We start from the raw sequence: 20,181 nt of genomic DNA, 5'->3' as shown, positions 1-20,181 counted from the left end.
ATATTACATTTGCAAGGTTAAGAGTAATTGATAAGAACTCTCTATGATTGTAAAAACTCTTATTCTTCTCTGTCTTCTCTTTAATATTCAAGCTCAAGAGCTGGACTCAGTTGAATTTCTACAATGGCATCTTCAAAAAAGTGAACTCTACACTAATTCAAAGAAGTATATAAAACGACTAAAGAATAGAGTTAAAAGAAATGAAATAATTGGGCTCGAGCTTATTAGCGCAGAGGCAAGTGACGAGAGAGTTGAATCAAAATTTGGTCACTCACTCTTTAGATTTGTAGATAACGATAACGACCCCGGAAATGATATAACGATTAGCTTTGTTGCAGACGTAGATGGACCCAAGGCAAGCAATCTAGCAGGGGTTGTTGGAAAATATGGTGTCTACCCTGAAGTAAAATCTCTAAGACTCTTTGTAAAGCAATATGTGAAAGATCAATCTCGTCCACTTGAGCGCTATATTATTCCAGCAAGTAGTGAAATGATAGACTCCCTTATAGTGACTCTAGATCTTTGGTGGGAAGAGCTACTCTCCTCTAGAAAAGAAATTTATCTAGAATCTTTAAGTAATGCCAGAAAAGAAGCACAGCTAAAAGGAAGGGAACTCTTTGGGGAAGATGGTTTTGAGATCTTTGAACTTAAGTTCTTTGACACTGAAAACCAAATTGATATGACTAGATCTTTTGGAATTGTTCAAAAAGGGGATCTTCCCTATCTTGATGATACTCAAAGAGATAAAGCACTCTACTTACAGGCCTACCAAAGAAGTTATGACGAGCTTTATTTGAAAGAAGATGAAGTATTTTTAAATCTCTTTGGAGAACTGTGGAAGATAAAGAAAAATGAAAGCATTTTAAGCATAATGAATCACGATATTAATGTCGCAACTAAAGAAGCTATATCACACTTTGGTCACAGCGAGATTAAGCTCTTTAGAATTGTCGATAGAAACTTGCAGGAATCAGGTTTCTACGCTCTTACAAAAGAGCATCTAGAAAAGCTAGATATTCTCAAAAAAGTAGAAATCTCCTTACTGGTAAAGAATCTTAGAGTGAAGAGTGCTGCTTCTGAAGGTCTAGGCAAGTATACTTTCTTTTCAAATAATTGCGCCGGAGCAGTTATAAAGTTTCTAAAGAAATCAAACTTTCCTCATAAGAGAACGAGAGGAATACAGGGCAGGGTCCCTGTGAAGTTACACAAGTGGATGAGTCGCTCACTACTTGTTCCCTATCCATCATTTGTCATAGATGGGGCCCAGAAATTAAGAAATAAAATTGCAAGAATACTTGGCTTTTCAGCAAAGGAGTTCTTAGACTACCGCTTCCCTGAACATCAGTGGAGTATCATTTCAAAGTATATATCCAACGAAGATAAATTTCTCTTCTATGACCTATACGCTAGTAAGCTTCCAGCTTCTTATATAGAGATGGTTAGAAGAGAGATTACAGGCTTAGAAGCCCCAGATTATAATCAGATTTACAATATTAAGTTAAGTGAGAATAAACTCTATACTCTTTGCACGAATAAAGAGTGTGGAAGTGAAGTAAAGAACTTACTTAAGAAGTATTGGAATAAGAAAGAAATAAAGAAAGTAAAAAAACTTATAGATAGAACTGGAAATAACACCTTCATTTACTCTGGCCTTAAAAGTAGGCCAGAGGTTCTCAATCATCTAAAGGCACTGAAATATTTAGAGAGCGATTTTGGAGAATAATTAAAAGTTTAAAAGAGGAGTCACCTTCTCCATGACTTTAAATATCTTCTCTAGTAATTCATCAATGAGTTCTTTAATCGCGACAAACATAGCATAGCTCTTGACTTGTTCTTGCATCATCTCTAGTAGACTCACTAAGAACTCAACCATAGGATCTAGACCTAATTTCTTAATCATTAGCTCTACGACCCCACTTACACTTTCAACGTCTTTACCATCATTTGAAACATGGTATAAAGGATTCTTTGACTTACTCATATTGACCCTGCTCTTTCCAATCAGTAATAATTTTTGCAATTTCAGAGAATTGATTCTGAAGAGGAAGAAACTCTTTAGAGTTGAACTCAAAGACAGATTTCTTCTGAGATTGGCCCTTCACTAATTGGGCCTTATTCATAAATGGCTCAACTACAACAGCGTCCTCACCTAAGTGCTCTGCAATCATATCTAAATCTTCGCTCTCTTGCTTCCTGCGACTATCCATCAGGTTGGGAATATGAGCTAGAACATCAGGAGTATTAGAAATTTCCATATCATTGATATCTTCTAAGACTTTATAAAAGTGTGTTAGGCCCTTATATGAAAACTCATCTGGTCTAAATGGCACAAGAGCGCCATCACTAGCACAGAGAATATTAACAACGAGAAGTCCAAGAGTTGGTGGTCCATCAATGACAATATAATCATAAACAGTCTTAAGAGCATTCATCTCAATAAACTTCTTAAGAATCAATTGTCTTGGTCCTGAGATACCGGCCACAGTAAGTTCAAATCCTGATAGATCTTGTCCAGCAGGTAGGATATCAATTTTACCTTCCTTACAAATACAGTCAGTCCAAAGGGCCGCTCTATGTAGAGGCGATAATTCTCTAATACTATTGATTAATAATTGAAAGATTGAGCGTCCATCTTCAGTAGAATTCTCAATACCAAACAGATAGCTTAAGTTCGCCTGTGGGTCCATATCTATGCAAAGAACTTTTGCACCGTTCATAGATAGGGCGTGAGCAGTATTAAAGGCCATAGTAGTTTTTCCAACACCACCTTTTTGGTTTAGAAAACTAATTACCTTGCCTTTTCCAGTAGGTCTTTTTTCTTTATTCTTATTAAAAAAGATTCCCATGAATTCCTCCAAGTCTAATACAGAGAAATTCTACATTAAGTTAGTTTTCATTACTAGAAACAAAAGCGGGAAAAGATATGGGCACCAGCGCTATTTATTCAATATATTGAGTATTATCAACAGGGAATACACATCTAAAACCTAGATCTACCCTATTATTATACGCTGGGTCATCAACTGCAATTAATTCCAAGTGATAAGTTCCCGCTCCATTACTAGTGAGGTAACTTCCACCTGTTGTCATACCGGCCAGACCGTTTACATTGGTTGGATTATTAGTTTGATCAAGTCGCTCTTGATTTACAACAATTGTATCATCATGAAGCTTTGTAGAAGTGATACCACTTGAGATACCAATCTGTTCAAAGAAGTTAGAGACAAAGTCTCCACCATGATCAGCTATATAAGTTGTGACCGCAGGTAATCCCATTGGAGTAAAGAAACGTGAAGCTCCATTTGACTTCTGATCAAAAATCCAAGAAGAAAGGTAACCATCACACGTACCATCTGAATTACTATCTATACATGGTCCTGTATCTCCATTGAAGACATAGCGAATAAAGTTTGCATTACTTCCATCAGCTGGGAAGAAATCATCATCTCCATTTCCTATATAGTCAGGGTCTGCAGCTCCACCAGGAACAACAGTAGAAGCTAGACCACTACACATAAATGAATCACAGAACATTCTATCACTCGACCACTCATTCACATTTCCAATAGAATCTTGAACTCCGTACTTAGACGAGCAAAGTGCTGTTTGTTCTGAACCAGTCATCAGTGAGCGAATTGAACTTGAGAGTGTTCCAGGTAAAGTATAAAGTGTATTAGAAATTGGCGTCACAGAATCTGTATAAAATGATTCAAGACCGTTGGCCGAGCTTGTATTACACTTTGAATTTGAATTAAGTGAAAGCCCACCTTCTCTCGTGCTTGCTACAGAGTCAGATATCTTTGTTAAATCCCAATCTGAGTAGGCCACCTGCTCTTTTCTAGATGGTAATCTTCCTGAGATATTATTATAATTCTCGTAAGCACCACCTGTAGAATCACTACATCTTCCAGTTGCTCCATCAATTGAAAAAGTACCTCCCACAACACAAACCCCCAAAGTTGCCTCAGTTTGAGTCTCTGCACAGAAGTTATTTGCTGAACCTTGAGTGGTATAGACTATTGGTGGAAGTTCTGCATTTTCATAGCGATCTGCTAATGTTGCAAGTCTTGCTGGAGAGAGAGTATTAAACTCATTCCATGTTGCTCCATCATATTGGAAGCACTTTCCACTATCTCTATTGTAGTAAACTTGATCAGCAGGAGTAGTAAAAGAGATTGGTCCCCCACCATCAGCAACAGTAGGATCAACAGTCCCAATACAACTTCCACTTGTTGCAACATTTGATAAACCTGTAGGACAAGATTCAATGCTCTCATTACTCTTTGTATAAGGGCAACCTGCCTCAAATCTATCGACGATTAAGTCTCTACCAAAGTCATAAATAGTTGATCCTGTTGCTGCCCCAGTATCACCTGGACCTTCATAAGGACATGTAAATGTCTTTAAGCTTGAATCATACTCATAGTTACTTCCAGAACCTGATGAGTCTAATAGCTTATCACATTGAGTAATATTAACGATATCTCTTGGCACTAGAACTTTATTTTGTCCCGGAACTAGAACTCTTAAAACAATTTTTTCAAAATCTGAAGATCTAATCTGAACATTCTGAGCAGGCGTTCCAGTTGATACAACAGGAACGACTTCATAGAAGTAAACTGTATTTGGAATTGGACCAAAGTTAGAGTTGGCCGAATTGTCGATATATTCGTTAGTAAAGGCAGAGATCAAATTCTTATTAATTGGTCTCTTATAATCAAAGTCTTCAAGAGGTAATCTTCTAAAGACATTGAAACCACTAATTGTTCCACTCCCCGTTAGAAGCATTGTATTCCATCTTAATTCAACTGATCCTGTTCCTTTATATTCTTGCCATGAGTTGGCAATTTGAGCAGGAGTTAGAGCAGCCCCACTAGGTAGAGCTCTACCAATTGATCTATAACAAGTCGTCTGCGCTATATTATTAACGCTGTCATATTGAAGATCAGTAAAGAATGTATTTAGATTCTCAGGCTCGTTGGCCGGAGGCGCACTATCCATACAAGTCGCATTAGTACAAGCAGAGTCATAGAAACTCGCTGTCATATTACAATATGAATTAAAGGCAACCCAATTTGAGCTTCCTGTAGCCGTTGCATAGTAACACTGCCCTTCTGGCTTACTTACTGAAGGTTGTTCATAGTAAATAGCATTCACTTCGTCAGCAACGACACTACCTGATGGAACACTTACTCCAGAGCAAGACTCTCCATCGTTACACTTGGTTTCACTAAAGTTACAAACATAGCTAGAGTCTTTAACGTTACCATTCTTATCTACTTTAGGACCCATTGCTATGATATTGGCCCAGCCCTTATGCTGAACGGCCACATCTGTGATCTCAACAGGAATCGCGAGATCAACATTATTTGTACCATCTGAAAAAGTGATCGTTACAACAGCAGTTCCCGTTACACCATCACTTGGAATAATTTTAACTTTAACAGCAAGATCATCTGAGCTTGCACCGCCATCACCGAGAGTACCAGTCATTGGAACACCTACTCCTGGAACAGCGGGAGTAATAGTCACAGGGTTATTGTCATAGAATACTTGGATATTAGAGGCCTTTCGTGGAATAAGACCTAGACCTCCATCAGCAATTGTAATATTTGTAATAGAGATAGTATCTGCATCTTCAACAGTATCAGCACCACCCTCATCAATTCTAATATTATCAATTTCAAAAGAACCGTTTTGATTAACAATTTTCTTTTCAATTATACTAGTATAGTCAGTAACGATCTCCCAATCATTTGCTGATGAGATACCATTACTTCTATAACAGACCGCTGCTCCTTTATCGTAATAAAGAACACCAATACTTTTTGGTGTTACATTTCCAATAGGTGTTGCAGTTCCTAAACATCCGGCTAAACCACACTCTGGAGCATCTACAAAATCAGAGAAAGGGCAAACGACAGGAGAATCATCTTGTGTCAAAAGGTTTAGATGAATTGATCCGTAAGCAACCGCACCACTTGGGTCTGTTGCAGTAAATTCTAAAATATCAACTGCATTTGCTGCACCTGTAAGAGTAACAGAACCTGCAGTTGCAATTGTAGCAGCTGAAATAACTGTCGGCGTAGTAATGAGTTCACTAGCATATGGGTCTGCGGCAATAGCAGCTTGGATATCAGCAAGAGTTGATGTTCCTAGATCAATATAGATATTCACATCGACATTTGTTGGAGAAGTACTACTTACCTTTACAAATGTTCCTAAAACATCTGATAAAGGAGAATCTTGAATAATAACTTGAGTACTATTCATATTTTGACCATCGGCTACAGATTCAAAAAGAATACTTCCCGCTCCGACAACATAAGTGACACTTGCTTTTGAAGAGACTCCATTCACATTTCCATCTACTGGAGTATATTGACAATTTGCTCCAGGGAGAAGAATTGTTCCAGAGATACAGCCCGTTAAAGTTGCTCCACCAAGAGCACTCGTCAATTCATAGCTCAGAGGATTTCCATCAATATCTACACCAAGAGCGTCTCCAGCATCAGAGAGATTAAATGTATATGTAGTAGGAAATGCTGTATTTGATTCGGTTCCTAGATCAATTGCAATATTCTTAGCGAATGGAGCATCATTTACAGAGTTAACAGTAATTGTTTCAATTTTATTTGGAGTAGACTGAACTCCAGCTACACCATTATTTGAGATACTCCATGTAAATAGAGCAGCTCCACTAAAATCTTCAGCAGGAGTAAACTCAACATCACAATACATCTGCCCCACTGGACAAGTACATGCGTTACTTATCAATAGGTTTGCATTTGCAGGTGTTACAGTACAACTAGTTGCTGTATCATTTTCAGAGTCTGCAATTGTCAGCCTCACTGTCTGCGGAGTATCTTCAGTAAAAATTAGAGATGCAGATGGAGTTGTCTGAGCAATAGGTGGATCGTCGGCCGATTCAACATCGACAGAAATTGTCCCCACAGACTCACTCGTGCTTTCACCATCACTCACTCTATAAGTGAAACTATCAAAAGGAGTTGAACTACCACTTAAAGAAGCGGCAGAGCTCATTGTTGAGAGCACATCATTTGCACCACCTGTTTTAGAGGCAGTTATTAAAGAAGAAGAAATATAATGTGAATTCACGGCAGAGATAACCGAGTCAATTTGAGTGACATCGTCATCAATATAGATTGTAATAACCTTACCGACTGGATCAACTTCAATTTCAACATTATTCGCAGTATTTAAAAGAGTTGCACTCTCCATAATAACTGAGATTCCCTCTCCTACACTTCCAGCGGCATTCGCTGTAAAGACAATATTGTTTAAAGCATTCGTACTTGGAATAGAGAGAGATGCAAATTTATCAGTTAGTGGACTGGCCACATTAGCATCTGGATCACTTGGTATATAGAAACAAGTTCTATCATTTGCTGAAGAACCATCATTGGCCAGAGCACAACTTGTAATTATTCCATTAAGAGGAGCTTGAACGATACTATAAGTAAGAGAGAATGAACCATCACTTTCAACATCTCTACCGATTGGAATAGTAAATGCGATTGGCAAAGTACTTGTTGTTACACTCTCTGTACCTGTAAAGTGGTCATCTTGAGCAATTGGACGATCATTAACACTTTCAACTTCAATAGTTACTTGCTTAGTAACAGAAGTTCCATCAGGTGTATCTGAAATATTATATGAAATTCCGTAAGAACCAAACTTATCTTTTAGAGCAGATACTTCAGCACTACACTCACCGCCTACACAGTAACATCTTCTCTCAACCCAAGACCTCTTCACTAGAAGCTCATCCATAGAGTTATTAGCAGACTGACCGTAGAAGACAACAATTGGAATATTAGAAATGGCCACACAGTAATTGGCCAAGTTCCTAACGTTTGTATTGAAAGTATCAAGTGCAGCTAACATACCAACTGTTGTGTCTGTTGATAAGATTCCATCTCTTGCATTTTGTGCAGATGAATACAGCGCTAGTGCCGTTGCACTTTGAGCAGCATATGTGACAGGATCAATTCCTGTAGCACAGAGATTTAATTGATTCATAATTGCAATTACATCTGGAGTTACAGATGAAAATAGCGGCGATCTGATTTCAATATCAGATTCATTATCAAAAACTTCACACATGACTGCTTCGTCATTATTATCATCAGTATATTGAAGAGTGAAAGTTTTTGGTGCCTGATCCTCAGTAAGAGTAACAGTATTAAGTGTAGATGTTGGAACCTTACCAAAGGCAACACAAGTCTGGCTTAATTTATTAAAAGCTGTACCAGTAGCACACTTAGGGTTCTGCCCCTTCTTCTCACCTACACAAGAAGCTACTAGTCCCATCACTAGAAGTGCTAATAAATTTTTAAACCAAATATTCCTCATATTATTCCCATTACTCTACTCAACTTATCGAAACTTCGAGGTCAATCTTTAAGAAAATCTTAGCTAATTCTAATTTTGAAGGAGTTAAAGGCCTAAATTAAATTATCTAACTACATCTCTTTAATATTAGTTACATAGGAGGAATTAACCGATAAAAACACACCAGTTTTTGCTAATATTATGCCAAATAAATATGGCAGTGGTATCCATTACCTATTTGATCAAATTAATTTAGGGGCTTAAAATAAATATAATGAATAAATTGATAATTATACTTTCTCTTCTAATTGCGCCTGTATTTGTACAAGCGAGTGATAACTTAGTTATTATCCAATCAATTTCAAACTCCAAGAAGACATTTGTAATTAGAAAAGGGAGAGACTTTGGTATTTCTAAAGGTCAGATATCCCTTTTCTCAACAACTGATATTTCATTTACTGCTAGAGCAACTGAAGTAACTCGTTTTTACTCACTCTGGACACTGCTCGATAAAGAGGCCACTGTCCCTTTTAACCCTGAAGAAGTTGTCACTTACACTTCTTCTCTGGAAAGAATATGGAGTGAAGTCGCTCTAACCAAGTTAAGAGAGGTAGAACAAAAGCAAGAAGAGAGTTATCTAAGAAATATCGTTGGAAATTATATCTCTCTTAGGGCTTCATGGGGAGTCTCTCTATCTCAGTCAACATCAGAAGTTGCTGCGGAATCGCTGGACTCAAGAACAACTCTACACTTTGAAGCAACATATTCAAAGAGAATGAATCGTCACTTAGAAATTGGTGGTGGTGTAAGATTTGATAGCGATACAGCAAAGGGAACGAATCCCGATAGATCAATCCCTTCTACTAGAAACTTTCTTATTGCCGATATCACATACCACTTCAATCAGTTAAGAGATTCTAGAAGTCATATTTATGCTGGACTTGGTGCAGGAATTGGAAAGTCTTCAACTGAGGTCGCTGACAGCACTAAGACTGGCTCAGCAACACTGCTTCCCTACTTTAGATTAGGTTATGAGACCTCTCCTGAGAAATCATCATATTCATTTATAGCAGAGCTACAAATTGAAAATATCGTTGCCAAAGAAACTTTTACAACTGGAGATGAGCAATCAACTGGGATTGTAAACTCTAAATTTGCTATTGGAGTGAGATTCTAATTTATCCAACCTCGAAGGATTGTAGAGCTTTGGATATTTATGATGGTTCTTATGGTAGTAACCACCACTTGTTAGAAAATTCATTACAGAATAAAATATCCCACCATCATGATTTAAAACTTCAGACTCACCGTCTTCATTCATCCCGTGAGAAATATAATTTAGATGTGCAAATCCAAAGAAATAACTGGCAAAAGCAGGAATATAAAAGAGTAAGAAGAGAGCGGGTCCAAATAAGAGAAACCAAAAAGTAACTTTTAACAAGAATCCTATTTTATAAGACAATAGCTGCAATTCAATATTTCTCTCTGATTCACGAGTTTGCCCATGATGCTTATAATACTCTCTGATAAGCACTTGAATAGTTCTATCTTTAGAAGTCTTAATAAACTCTAGAAAACTTAGACCATGGGGAGGATGAGGATCATTCTCTTCATCGTCAGCATGGATATGATGTAGCATATGGCCCACTCTAAAGTTTCTCATACCATCTAGTGCGAAAGCGCCACAGAACTCTCCGACAATAGTATTGAGAGTTTTTGGTTTAATATTGCCATGACTAGCATTGTGAAAAGCTGTGGCAACCACAAGGCCAAAGACACATCCTACTGGAATGAGAAGTAATAACTCGAGTGAGAAATTAAAATCGAAGAAACTCTTCTTTGCAAAGAGAAGCAATAAGTTCAAAGTTAAGAAGACCACAATATTAATATTGAAGTAACTTAAAAAGTAATTTCGATCCTTGCGATACTTATTCATCTTTTAATCCAATTTTAATTTCTGAGTTAATTCTTCTAATCCATTAATCCAACTGAGAGAAAATAATTTTCCACGCTTTGGAGTTCTTAAGTCATATTCTGGTGTATATGAAATAAGCGGCACCTCTTTTTTAATAACGACTTTAGAAGGGTTAAAGATCCTCGGTCTCAAGTGATGATTCTTATGATAGTAACCACCCAGAGATATCTTATTAACCACTTTATAGTAGAGGTTATTATCTAAATTTATAATTTCTGAACTACCGTCTTCATTTTCAATATGGGTAGCATAGTTAATATGGGCAAAAACAAAGATATTTGCCATATATAAGACCATATAGAAGTAAATAAAGGCACTAGCACCAAGAAAGAGAAACCAGAACACTAGTTTTAATACAATCGATAAATTAAAGAAAAATCTAGAATATTTAATTAATGATCTATTCTTTGTATTGTCGCCAAATTGCTCGTAGAAAGCGCGCTCAATTATAATTAGAGTTGCCTCAATTGGAGAGACAACAAAGCGTAGGAAGCTATAGCCACGAGGTGGATGTGGATCATACTTAGGATTATCCGGATACTTATGATGAAACATGTGTCCAAGAGAAAATCCTCTATATCCGTACAGCATTACACTACCTAAGAACTCTCCTACTAAATCATTAAACCATCTAGGACCTACATTGCGATGAGCACAATTGTGTAAAAGACCTGCAGGCAATCCACATAGAGATAGCCCAGTGAGAATATAAAGTATATGTATCGGTCTCCAACTTAGATCTAAATCAATTTCTCTGAAATTAAAGAGTACGAAAGACAATAGAAAGAAGATAAGACAATGAATAATTGAATATCTTAGTAGATAGAATTTATCGTTTAGAAACTTATTCATGACAAAACCCCGACCAATTCTCTAGTATCCTATTAACTTTATCCTGAGCGCTTAGGTGTACCCAGTGACCACCTGGAAGAACTCTCACTTGCGCTTTATCATAGAATTTTTCGACTTCAACTAAACTTGGAATCTCTAAGAAGTTATCTCGATTCCCCCAGAGAAATAAAGTTGGAACAGACACTTTCATCGTCGGAGCACCGATAAGAGAAAAGGTCTTTCTAAAGAGATATTTATAAATATAAATAGAATTGAAGACTCTTCTATCTCTTTGATAGAGATCATGATCTTTTTCAATATATGAGAGTTTATAAATTAAATTTAAAAAGAAATCAGGAAAAACTTTTGTAACAAAGAAGCGAAAAATATTTACTTGAGTAAGCAGAACATAATATGACTTAATCCATTGATTGAGATTATATTTACGACTATAGAATTGTTGCAGACCTAGTCCATTAATATGTACGATCCCCTTGATTTGATGAGAAGAGATTTGAGCAATGGCCGTACTGAGAAAACAGCCTAAGTCATGACCCATTAGATAAACTCTCTTTTCACCGTTTGGATTAACTTCTTTTAAGAGATGAAGAATGTCGTGAATCAACTCTCTTGGGCAAATCCTATTCTTATTCAACTCAGAATCATTTAGAACTCCGTGCATAAAGGGAGCTATGATATTAAAGCGCTCTTTAAGAGACTCTATTTGCCCTTCAAAACTAAATGCATCGTCAGGAAAGCCGTGAAGCATAACGATAATATCTCTATCAAAGTCTTTGACTTCATTTATAAAGAAAATCTCGAGTCCATTTCTAAATCTAGAGTCTACACAGTACACTTAATCTCCCCTAGTTTTGACTTAGGCATAGGTAAGCGAGTTGTACTATATCTATTTAAAAGAGCATTAATATGTCCATGCTCAGAGAGATGAATCGTATGTGTAATATATGGAGTAGATGTAAAGAGAGCGCCTAAGATATCTAACTGAGACTTCCCTTTTAATAAATCGAGACTACTCTCAAGTGTATTGAAGAATTCATGGTGATGACGAAATTTCTTAAACTCTTTAACCTTGAGAAGCTGAGAAAATGTCCACGTCATATTTAGAACTTCGGCCAAAATGAAGTCTACTTTCTTAAAGACATATGAACTAGGAGTACTTGAAAATTCATTATAAACTTCAAGCATCATATGAGCATAACTCTTATGTCTTACTTCTTCCTCAAAATGGCAACGATGTAAATTGTAATAGAGAGGATCAACATGATCTTTAACCTCGTTTAAAAGATGATAAAAGAGTATAGACTCTTCTTCTACAGCAGCAATTAACCACCACATGGCCATACCACCGATTTTAGAATTTAATGTATATATTTTTTCAATGCTCGTATTGTGAGCGCGTGGAAGAATTCTCTTTAAGTCTATAGGATCAATATTTACTTCTTTAGCAAAGAGGTCAATATATTGGTTAAAGGCCCTTGAGTGCTTCTTTTCCTCTTCAAAGAATTGCTCACCAAGTTGGTAGAGTTCAGGGTTCACAGGATGCTTTCTTAGAAAACTCTCCCATACAGGAACCTTTAATCTATAGGCAACGTCCTCTAACTGAGAAATCGTTGAAGCAACAATGAGTCCCATGAGCTGTGAAATGGCCCTTAGCTGAGGCTTACTTGCTCCAGTAAAGAGCGAATCAATATTACTTAGAGGAAGAAAAGATTTGCTTAAATCAATTCCTTGGTCCCAGTTGATATCTTTTTCGATATCCCATGACTTCTTCTTTTGAATTTCAAGCTGACGAGCAAGTCTTTGCTCATCGTAGATGTCGATCTTCACAATATACCTCTAATATTTATTTCTCTTAATATTAGAAGCAAATGAATTTTATTACAGTAGATAGGAATTAGTTATAGAGGGGTGTATAAGATTTTGACAACTCCAAGCGCCCATAAGCGCTTGGAATTCTATAGGAATTAGTAGAGACCAATTTCCTTAAGTCTTTGAACCAGAAAATCTCCAGCAGTTATATCTTCATACTTAGCTCCCTCACCGACACAACTTGGTAGACAAGATAGATTCGCCTTAGAATGAGGATGAACAAAGAATGGCATCGAGAATCTTCTAGAACCGTCATTTGTCGGATTTACAACTCTATGAGTAGTGGCCGGAAGCACATCATTTGTAAGTCTACTCATCATATCACCAGTATCAACTACAATTTCTCCAGGCTTAGAATCAACAGCTAGCCATGTACCATCGTGGTCAAGAAGCTCAAGACCAGATTCAGTTGCACCCACTAGCATAGTGATAAGATTTATATCTTCGTGAGCAGCTGCTCTGATTGAATTCTTCGTGTCTTCACCTTTTGTTGGTGGGTAGTGAATGGCCCTAAGAATAGAGTTTCCATCATTAATCATTTCAGCAAAGAAACTAGAAGGAACATCTAAACCCCTACCAATGGCCTCAAGAAGGATCCCTGAAGTCGTATCCATAGAGTTATAGAGTTGAAGAAATGTTTCTTTAAACTCAGGAACCTCTGTTGGCCAAACATTCTCAGGATAAACTCCTTTATATTGAGAAGTAGCAGCTAGCTCTCTTCCCACGTGCCAAAATTCTTTTAAGTCTGGATTATCATTATTCTTTGCGTGCTCAACTTTGAAAGGAGTATACCCGCGTTGACCACCATTATTGCCTGCATACTTCTCTTTAACACTTAATGGAAGTGCATAGAATTCACTGAGGTATTCATAGGCCATATCAACTTTCTTTTGATCTACAGTGTGATCTTTTAAAACGATGAAACCATAGTCTTTGAGTCCGTACATGATATCGTCCACAAATTTCACTTGATCAGCATTTGTTCCATTCACATAACTTAGTAAACTTAACTCTGGAACCTTTCTCTCAGTTGTTGCATTCATGTCTTCCTCCAAATGGGCAGCTTTGTTAAAGTAATTTTATTCCTAGGTTTTAACTAGAGATAGCTACCCATGTCAAACCCATAAAACCAAGTAGTTAGATATTACAGGGAAAAGAAATCAATAATTCTAAGAACTTAGAAGAGACAGTTTCAATTTTTAGATACAGAGGATAGAATTATCTATTCAATGGATATGTCAAAGGCACACTTCAAAGTAGCGAATCAAGAATGGTCCTCACTCTTATATAGGGCCGAGCCTACGCGAATAAAATCACTTCCCTCTTCAATGGCAACTTCATAATCACCACTCATTCCCATTGAAAGACAGAGATCAGTCATTCCAAAATCATCGGCAAGGCGCTCTTTAAAGCGGTGAAGTTTTTTAAAGCACTCTCTCGCCTCTCCTTCAATATCAGAGGTTCGAATTTTCCCCATTGTCATAAGGCCTTTGAGATAGATTCGCTTTCCGTGTTCATCAAGAAAGTGATTAACTGCTCCGGCCAAACTATCGTAGGTACTAAAGCCCTGCTTTTGTTCTTCAGCAGATGTATTGACTTGTAGAAAGAGACCTAATCTCTCTCCACGGTATTGATCCTCTTTAGCAAGTATTTGCTCTAAGAGAGAGAGTGAATCAATTGAATGAATATATTTTAAATTTGGAATTTTCAGTAGACGATTAATCTTATTAGATTGGAGGTGACCAATAAAGTGCCAATGAACATCATCGAGGCCTTTCTTTTCAAACTCTAAGGCCTTTTCCTGGAGGTCTAGAACTCTATTTTCACCAAAGTCCCTATGACCAAGGTCATAGGATATGAAGATATCATCAACCGGACTATACTTTGTAACTGCAATGAATTGAGTTTTATTCGTCTTCTCTTGTAACTTAGAATTAAATTCTTTAAAGCGCTTTTCTAAGAGCTCTTCTCTAGTCATGTCCTACTCGTTATCTTCTTTGACCTTTTTCTTAAAAGAGAATTTGGCATTAACTTCGATATCATAACCATCGAGGACTTCTGAAACTAATTTCTTTGGATCTACTTTACTGAGATGTTGAGCAATTTCTTCACGAACAGAATTTGAGAAATCTTCTTTAGCTGATTTTGCATTTTGAACAAGACCAGAGACAATATCCTTAGGAAGAGGCAGGTCCCCCAAGAGATTTTTCACAGTATCTTCAGTCATAAAAGCCGCGCCCACACCTATGGAGACGACTTTCTTAATCACATCTCCAAGGGGAGATTCTTTCTCATTCTTATTCGTCATACTAACCCCTATCTAGCTGCTGCACGTTCACGGTATGATTTCATCATGGCCGGAAGAGAGCTATCAGTAAGTTTGCTTATTATAGACTTTGGAACAAAACCTTTTACATCAACATCTAAAGAGTATGTCACTTCTGTTTGACCGTTTCCAAGATCAACTAGCTCCCAAGAACCATTATTCTTTTTGAAAAGGTCACCACTCTCAAATTCCCAAGAAACAGACGTAGGTCTCTTATGAGAAAGACTAAGAGTATATTTAAATTTCTTTATTAAGTTAAGGCCGTACTCAACTCTTGCATTATCTTCGCTTTGTTCTAGAACATTGATGCTACTTACACCATCGACAAATTCAGGGTATGAATTATAGTCAACAATAACGTCATAGAGTTTTTCAATTTCTACATCAAAAGTTTCAGTTCTACTTACACTTGCCATTGATCATCCTTTATTAATAGCGTGGTTTTGTATCAAAGTGGTGCTCTGCCGAGATATGTCTAATTGTTCCCGACTTACTTCTCATTACGATAGAATGAGTTCTTGCTCCCCATGGAGTAAATTGTACACCATCTAGGAAGTTTCCAGTAGTCACACCAGTAGCACAGAACATAACATGTCCACTTGCTAATTCTTCAATTGAGAATACTTTATTTATATCATCAATTCCCATGGCCTTGGCCCTAGAAATTTCTTCTTCATTTCTCGGTTGTAAAATTCCTTGGAAGTCTCCGCCCATACATCTAAGAGCGGCAGCAGAAATAACACCCTCAGGAGCTCCACCAGTTCCAAAGAGAATATCATTTCCTGAATTTGGATTACAACAAGCAATAGAAGCGGCAACGTCACCGTCTCCGATAAGCTGAATACGAGCACCTGTTGTTCTCACTTCTTCAATGAGATCATAGTGTCTCTCTCTATCAAGAATAACTGCTGTTAAATCTTGTAGGCGACATTTCTTTGCCTCTGCAAGACGCTTTAAGTTTTCAGTTGCTGATTCATTGATATCAACAACGCCCTTACCTTCGCGACCAACTGCAATTTTCTTCATATAAGTATCTGGTGCGTGAAGAAGGTTTCCTTTTTCAGCAATGGCCATCACAGAAATTGAGTTATAACCACCGTGAGCACATACTGTTGTTCCCTCTAGAGGATCCAGTGCAATCTCAAGCTCGGGTCCATTTCCAGAACCAACTTTTTCACCGATATAGAGCATAGGAGCTTCATCTCTTTCACCTTCACCAATAACAACTGTCGCTTGACACTCTACAGAGTCCAACATCTGTCTCATAGCATCGACGGCTGCTTGATCGGCGGCCTTCTCATCACCACGACCCATCCATCTCGCTGAAGCGATTGCGGCCATTTCTGTTACTCTTACAAATTCAAGTGCCAAGTTTCTATTCATTACTATGAGCTCCTCTAATAAAAATATTAGTTTAAATAATAGATATTATTAGAATTATAGGGGCAATGATATTAACTGAAAAGCAATTGCGAAAAGAAAATGATCATTTTAGTGGGAGCTATGCGAAAAAAGCCTTCCGAAGAAGGCCTATATTTTAAGAATTCAATTTTAATTTTAAAAATTCCTTGGCCTCTTCTGGAAGAAACTCAGGTCCAATATTTTCTAAAATATCTTGAGCAAATGAAATCGCGTCAGTGTTTACACCCTCATCTACGCTAAAGACAAGTTCATCCTCAGTTAATAGAGGTGTGTCTAGGTCTCTCTTACTAATAATGCGACCAGTTTTAACACCAACACCATCTTCCCACTCAACAAATCTCTCCATCATGAGAAATTGAAAGCGAGAAAGTTCACCGTCATTGTGTCTCCATACAAAGACTTCAAATGGACCGTCGGCTCTGAGCCAAAATTTTAAGTTTGCAGGAACTTCAATTCCTGCGGAAAATTCATGAATTGGTCTTAGGCTATCTATCATATTCTCAATAGAGAGAAAGTTCTTTACCTTGGCCTCGAACTCATCGCTATGGGAGAACTCAACCCCAATTCTCTTTCCACTTACCCACTTAACTGTACCAGTTGCGTCTAGAGAAGCTTTTTGCCAGTGAAGTGTTCCAGAAATATCAGAATCATTTGTAAATGAGTGTCCGCCGTCTTTTAGGCATAATTGCATACCTGTAAAAGAAATATCTTTAATTTCAAAAACCAGCGCATCGCTTCCCGAGTTTTTGAAAGTGAGGTAATTAAATGGAAACCTGGGAAATATTCTCTTCTCAGTTTGTTCAAAATCAGTCTTTATTAGGTTTAAATGTCGTTCCATGACGTCTCCTTCATATTCTTGCTCAATTTTACCGCGCACTAAGTTTTTATATAAGGTGGAAAACATCACCCCTAGCTCTAATTAAGGGAAATGATTCAAAAAAAATAGGTTTTCGGGTTTTATTATTCCTCTTGCCGTAGCATAATCAAAGAAACATAAAGATTAAGGATGTCGCTAATGACTTCACATAATAATGAATGGGATATAGATAACCTACCAAACCGCTTGACTATATTCCGCGTGCTTTTAATTCCCATTATCGTCACATCGATACTACTGATTCTTTCGGACTTCAAAACATTTGAGCCCTATCACTATCACTTGGGATATTTGGCTGCGTGGACTTTTGTTGCGGCATCCATCACGGATTTCTTTGACGGCTATATTGCTAGAAAAAGAGGTATTGTCACAGTCTTTGGTTCTTTTCTAGATCCAATCGCTGACAAATTTCTCGTAGTGAGCTCACTTATTCTCCTACAAGCGCTTGGAAGAATCCCCGCTCTCTTAGTTATTATTCTAGTGCTTAGAGAAATATACATTACAGCACTCAGGCTACTGGCCATGGAAAAAGGATTTAAAGTTCCAGTCGATAATTCTGGTAAGTGGAAAACTGCACTACAGATGGTATCCATTCCTATGCTCTTTGCATTTGACCATCCTTTTGGAATACCTTTTCCGGCACTAGGTACAGCATTTATCTATATTGCCGCACTTTTATCACTTTACTCAGCTTGTTTTTATTCATTTAATACTATGAAGAAATTAAAGAGCGCTCGAAATGAAGCCAAGGCCCAAAGAATTAAAGAAAAATCAAAGGGTGAGCAAGCCGAAGCATTTCCAGCGCCAGGAGAAACAAAGTAATGCCAAAAGAATTGAACGGAAAAGATGTTCTCATCAAAGTCTCTGGCCCCGATCATCCAGGGATCACCTCAGAGTTAATGAGTATTATTAAAAAAACAAATAACTCACTCTTAGATATGGGTCAGTCAGTAACTCACGGACTTCTCTCTCTAAGCTTTGTGATTAATATCGCAAATGAAAATACAGAACAAGATCACGTACTCAAAGACCTACTCTTTGCTGCCAATAACCTCAACTTAACACTAGACTATAAAGTGGTGGAGCCTAAGGCAAAGTCACAGAAAACGGAAAAGTTTATTTTAAATTGCGTTAGTGTTGAACCTCTGAGCGCGGCCTTTGTCTGTGATATCTCAACAATACTTTCTAAACATGGAATCAATATAAAGAGAATCGATAAGGTCTCACCAAATGAGTTTAAGTCTCTAGAGATCTCAACTCAAGTTCCAATAGGAATGAATTGGCAGGAGGTCAAGGCCGAACTTCTAAAAACATCTAATGGTCACCAAGTAGATGTGGCATTTTTAAAAGACGATATTTTTAGAAGAAGTAAGCGCTTAATTGTTTTTGATATGGACTCTACTCTTATTCAAACTGAGGTCATCGACGAGTTGGCCGATGCTTGCGGTGTAGGTGATGAAATTAGAAAAATCACTGAAGAGGCCATGAATGGTGAAATTGATTTTGATGAGAGTCTAATTAAGAGAGTCTCTAAGCTAAAAGGTCTAGAGGCTTCAAAGATGAAAGATATTCTAGACTCTCTTCCACTGACTCCAGGGGTTGAAGATTTTATCCACACTATCAAGACTCTTGGTTATAAGGTTGCGGTTATCTCAGGTGGATTTACATTCTTTGCCAACGCTCTTAAAGAAAAGCTAGGACTCGATTATGCTTTTGCAAATGAGCTAGAAATCGTAAATGGTAAATTAACTGGAAATGTTGTTGGTACGATTATAAATGCCGAACAAAAGGCCCTCTTAGTTAAGCTCATCGCTCAACAAGAGAGCATATCTCTTGAGCAGGTAGTTGCCATTGGTGACGGTGCTAATGATCTCCCAATGCTGGCCACAGCAGGTCTTGGAATTGCCTTTCACGCCAAAGAGGTAGTAAAAAAAGAAGCTGAACAGCATATGAGCCACGGTCCAATGACAAGTATTCTCTACTTTTTGGGCATCACTGACTCAAGTGAATTACTTTAAAGCTATAAATAATTTCAAGGCCTTAAATTAGAAAAGGCCTTGAATTTTTTCACTATTTCTTAGAAAATTCTTGGAAGATTGGACCAAAAGTATTAAAACTCACTTGGATTTCTTTTGAAATTTATTTTTGGAGATGAAATGCGCGAATTGCTGCAGTCTAAAATTCATAAGGCCATCATTACTGAAGCCGATATTTCTTATGTTGGTAGTGTCACTATCGACCCTGATCTATTGGATAAAATTGACCTTTGGCCTGGCCAGAAAGTCCTCATTGTCTCTAACACATCTGGTGCTCGTCTAGAAACATATGTGATTGAAGGAAGTCGTGGCAGTGGTGAAATCTGCATCAACGGTGCAGCAGCACACCTTATTAAAAAAGGTGAAGAAGTAATCATCATCGGTTTTCAATTCAGTGAAAAGCCAATTGAACCAAAGTGTATCCTAGTCGACAAAGAGAATAAATTTATTCGCTATCTCTAAAAATTGA

18 protein-coding genes are annotated in these 20,181 nt (G+C 37.5%); 5 read left to right on the top strand and 13 right to left on the bottom strand.

What is annotated here, in order from left to right:
• Nucleotides 1–43 precede the first annotated feature (43 nt).
• Entirely contained in the window at nucleotides 44–1,723 is a 1,680-nt protein-coding gene (locus BMS_RS07430) for a lipoprotein N-acyltransferase Lnb domain-containing protein (protein WP_014244195.1), read from the top strand.
• Here the strand turns inward: BMS_RS07430 and BMS_RS07425 are convergent, their stop codons facing one another.
• The 3 genes from BMS_RS07425 to BMS_RS07415 all read right to left on the bottom strand — a co-directional run bounded on the left by BMS_RS07425 (nucleotide 1,724) and on the right by BMS_RS07415 (nucleotide 8,376).
• Entirely contained in the window at nucleotides 1,724–1,981 is a 258-nt protein-coding gene (locus BMS_RS07425) for a hypothetical protein (protein WP_014244194.1), read from the bottom strand.
• Entirely contained in the window at nucleotides 1,974–2,846 is an 873-nt protein-coding gene (locus BMS_RS16875) for a ParA family protein (protein ID WP_052590614.1), read from the bottom strand. The genes BMS_RS07425 and BMS_RS16875 overlap by 8 nt, the downstream gene beginning before the upstream one ends.
• A 94-nt stretch (nucleotides 2,847–2,940) precedes the next feature.
• Nucleotides 2,941–8,376 (bottom strand): Ig-like domain-containing protein, encoded by a 5,436-nt coding sequence (locus tag BMS_RS07415; RefSeq protein WP_014244192.1) that lies wholly within the window; start codon nucleotides 8,374–8,376, stop codon nucleotides 2,941–2,943.
• Between the two features lie 253 nt (nucleotides 8,377–8,629).
• Between BMS_RS07415 and BMS_RS07410 the strand changes: the two genes are divergently transcribed.
• Nucleotides 8,630–9,532 carry a hypothetical protein gene (locus BMS_RS07410; protein WP_014244191.1) on the top strand — a complete coding sequence of 301 codons (903 nt, stop codon included), beginning with the start codon at nucleotides 8,630–8,632 and terminating at the stop codon, nucleotides 9,530–9,532.
• Here the strand turns inward: BMS_RS07410 and BMS_RS07405 are convergent.
• The 10 genes from BMS_RS07405 to BMS_RS07360 all read right to left on the bottom strand — a co-directional run bounded on the left by BMS_RS07405 (nucleotide 9,485) and on the right by BMS_RS07360 (nucleotide 17,637).
• The gene (locus BMS_RS07405) at nucleotides 9,485–10,291 is read right to left on the bottom strand and encodes a fatty acid desaturase (protein WP_014244190.1); all 807 of its coding nucleotides are present in this window, start codon (nucleotides 10,289–10,291) and stop codon (nucleotides 9,485–9,487) included. The genes BMS_RS07410 and BMS_RS07405 overlap by 48 nt on opposite strands.
• 3 nt (nucleotides 10,292–10,294) lie before the next feature.
• Nucleotides 10,295–11,182 carry a fatty acid desaturase family protein gene (locus BMS_RS07400; RefSeq protein ID WP_014244189.1) on the bottom strand — a complete coding sequence of 296 codons (888 nt, stop codon included), beginning with the start codon at nucleotides 11,180–11,182 and terminating at the stop codon, nucleotides 10,295–10,297.
• Nucleotides 11,175–12,017 carry an alpha/beta fold hydrolase gene (locus tag BMS_RS07395; protein WP_014244188.1) on the bottom strand — a complete coding sequence of 281 codons (843 nt, stop codon included), beginning with the start codon at nucleotides 12,015–12,017 and terminating at the stop codon, nucleotides 11,175–11,177. The genes BMS_RS07400 and BMS_RS07395 overlap by 8 nt, the downstream gene beginning before the upstream one ends.
• Complete coding sequence (locus BMS_RS07390) at nucleotides 12,005–13,009, bottom strand: diiron oxygenase (protein WP_014244187.1); 1,005 nt, start codon at nucleotides 13,007–13,009, stop codon at nucleotides 12,005–12,007. The genes BMS_RS07395 and BMS_RS07390 overlap by 13 nt, the downstream gene beginning before the upstream one ends.
• A 137-nt stretch (nucleotides 13,010–13,146) precedes the next feature.
• Entirely contained in the window at nucleotides 13,147–14,094 is a 948-nt protein-coding gene (locus BMS_RS07385; protein ID WP_044557391.1) for an isopenicillin N synthase family dioxygenase, read from the bottom strand.
• 221 nt (nucleotides 14,095–14,315) lie between these two features.
• Entirely contained in the window at nucleotides 14,316–15,029 is a 714-nt protein-coding gene (locus tag BMS_RS07380) for a YggS family pyridoxal phosphate-dependent enzyme (protein ID WP_014244185.1), read from the bottom strand.
• 3 nt (nucleotides 15,030–15,032) lie between these two features.
• On the bottom strand, nucleotides 15,033–15,359 hold the full coding sequence (locus BMS_RS07375; RefSeq protein WP_014244184.1) for a hypothetical protein: 327 nt from the start codon (nucleotides 15,357–15,359) through the stop codon (nucleotides 15,033–15,035).
• 8 nt (nucleotides 15,360–15,367) lie between these two features.
• Nucleotides 15,368–15,793, bottom strand: coding sequence for a type II toxin-antitoxin system RatA family toxin (locus BMS_RS07370; RefSeq protein ID WP_014244183.1), 426 nt, complete (start codon nucleotides 15,791–15,793; stop codon nucleotides 15,368–15,370).
• Between the two features lie 13 nt (nucleotides 15,794–15,806).
• The gene (gene glpX, locus BMS_RS07365) at nucleotides 15,807–16,760 is read right to left on the bottom strand and encodes a class II fructose-bisphosphatase (RefSeq protein WP_014244182.1); all 954 of its coding nucleotides are present in this window, start codon (nucleotides 16,758–16,760) and stop codon (nucleotides 15,807–15,809) included.
• Between the two features lie 154 nt (nucleotides 16,761–16,914).
• A complete protein-coding gene (locus BMS_RS07360; protein ID WP_044557390.1) occupies nucleotides 16,915–17,637 on the bottom strand; it encodes a PilZ domain-containing protein in 723 nt (240 codons plus the stop codon).
• A gap of 177 nt (nucleotides 17,638–17,814) precedes the next feature.
• Here BMS_RS07360 and pgsA point away from each other — a divergent pair, with 177 nt between their 5' ends.
• The 3 genes from pgsA (at nucleotide 17,815) to panD (ending at nucleotide 20,174) form a co-directional block, all read left to right on the top strand.
• Complete coding sequence (gene pgsA / locus BMS_RS07355; protein ID WP_052590612.1) at nucleotides 17,815–18,498, top strand: CDP-diacylglycerol--glycerol-3-phosphate 3-phosphatidyltransferase; 684 nt, start codon at nucleotides 17,815–17,817, stop codon at nucleotides 18,496–18,498.
• Nucleotides 18,498–19,694 carry a phosphoserine phosphatase SerB gene (serB, locus tag BMS_RS07350; protein WP_014244179.1) on the top strand — a complete coding sequence of 399 codons (1,197 nt, stop codon included), beginning with the start codon at nucleotides 18,498–18,500 and terminating at the stop codon, nucleotides 19,692–19,694. Before pgsA ends, serB begins: the two co-directional genes overlap by 1 nt.
• A gap of 138 nt (nucleotides 19,695–19,832) precedes the next feature.
• Nucleotides 19,833–20,174: an aspartate 1-decarboxylase gene (gene panD, locus BMS_RS07345; RefSeq protein ID WP_014244178.1), complete on the top strand. Its 342-nt coding sequence runs from the start codon at nucleotides 19,833–19,835 to the stop codon at nucleotides 20,172–20,174.
• The last annotated feature ends 7 nt before the right edge of the window (nucleotides 20,175–20,181 follow it).

The sequence above is a fragment of the Halobacteriovorax marinus SJ genome, from assembly GCF_000210915.2.
Lineage (GTDB): Bacteria > Bdellovibrionota > Bacteriovoracia > Bacteriovoracales > Bacteriovoracaceae > Halobacteriovorax > Halobacteriovorax marinus.
The sequence above is the reverse complement of the archived record's forward strand: the minus strand, read 5'-3'. Positions and strand labels throughout refer to the sequence as shown.

Excerpts from the sequence above, each read along its gene's own strand:
- BMS_RS07430 (WP_014244195.1), top strand. The coding sequence starts at position 44 with ATGATTGTAAAAACTCTTATTCTTCTCTGTCTTCTCTTTAATATTCAA.
- BMS_RS07425 (WP_014244194.1), bottom strand. The coding sequence starts at position 1,981 with ATGAGTAAGTCAAAGAATCCTTTATACCATGTTTCAAATGATGGTAAA.
- BMS_RS16875 (WP_052590614.1), bottom strand. The coding sequence starts at position 2,846 with ATGGGAATCTTTTTTAATAAGAATAAAGAAAAAAGACCTACTGGAAAA.
- BMS_RS07415 (WP_014244192.1), bottom strand. The coding sequence starts at position 8,376 with ATGAGGAATATTTGGTTTAAAAATTTATTAGCACTTCTAGTGATGGGA.
- BMS_RS07410 (WP_014244191.1), top strand. The coding sequence starts at position 8,630 with ATGAATAAATTGATAATTATACTTTCTCTTCTAATTGCGCCTGTATTT.
- BMS_RS07405 (WP_014244190.1), bottom strand. The coding sequence starts at position 10,291 with ATGAATAAGTATCGCAAGGATCGAAATTACTTTTTAAGTTACTTCAAT.
- BMS_RS07400 (WP_014244189.1), bottom strand. The coding sequence starts at position 11,182 with ATGAATAAGTTTCTAAACGATAAATTCTATCTACTAAGATATTCAATT.
- BMS_RS07385 (WP_044557391.1), bottom strand. The coding sequence starts at position 14,094 with ATGAATGCAACAACTGAGAGAAAGGTTCCAGAGTTAAGTTTACTAAGT.
- BMS_RS07380 (WP_014244185.1), bottom strand. The coding sequence starts at position 15,029 with ATGACTAGAGAAGAGCTCTTAGAAAAGCGCTTTAAAGAATTTAATTCT.
- BMS_RS07375 (WP_014244184.1), bottom strand. The coding sequence starts at position 15,359 with ATGACGAATAAGAATGAGAAAGAATCTCCCCTTGGAGATGTGATTAAG.
- BMS_RS07370 (WP_014244183.1), bottom strand. The coding sequence starts at position 15,793 with ATGGCAAGTGTAAGTAGAACTGAAACTTTTGATGTAGAAATTGAAAAA.
- glpX (WP_014244182.1), bottom strand. The coding sequence starts at position 16,760 with ATGAATAGAAACTTGGCACTTGAATTTGTAAGAGTAACAGAAATGGCC.
- BMS_RS07360 (WP_044557390.1), bottom strand. The coding sequence starts at position 17,637 with ATGGAACGACATTTAAACCTAATAAAGACTGATTTTGAACAAACTGAG.
- pgsA (WP_052590612.1), top strand. The coding sequence starts at position 17,815 with ATGACTTCACATAATAATGAATGGGATATAGATAACCTACCAAACCGC.
- serB (WP_014244179.1), top strand. The coding sequence starts at position 18,498 with ATGCCAAAAGAATTGAACGGAAAAGATGTTCTCATCAAAGTCTCTGGC.
- panD (WP_014244178.1), top strand. The coding sequence starts at position 19,833 with ATGCGCGAATTGCTGCAGTCTAAAATTCATAAGGCCATCATTACTGAA.